1 protein-coding gene is annotated in these 273 nt (G+C 52.7%); it reads left to right on the top strand.

The window, feature by feature from the left end:
- A partial coding sequence (locus ACLJNW_RS25085) for a hypothetical protein (protein ID WP_410961341.1) occupies nt 1-273 on the top strand: 273 nt, incomplete at both ends.

Raw genomic sequence — 273 nt, 5'->3', positions numbered from 1 at the left:
GTATGGAACAATATTTGGAACCAATGGTTTGCAAATAGCAATTTGGATAGGCGTAGCTACTTATTTTATGGGTGCAGTCGGCTTCAGCGCCATCCTTTGGCTCTACAGCAAAGTCTTCAAGCAAGATGGCAGTGAATTCAATCGCCTGGACGGCATGCTCCGCTTCAAGCGTCGCTTCCGCCGCCTGTTCGTCGCTCCCTTCGACGAGTTCGATCCGGTGCTGCAATTGCTGCCCAGTGGCTACGGCAGCCACGACTATGCGCTCTGGTTGCA

It is taken from the genome of Salmonella sp. SAL4457 (genome assembly GCF_046548235.1).
Taxonomy (GTDB): Bacteria; Pseudomonadota; Gammaproteobacteria; order Enterobacterales; family Enterobacteriaceae; genus Salmonella; species Salmonella enterica.
This window is presented reverse-complemented; position numbering and strand designations above follow the sequence as displayed.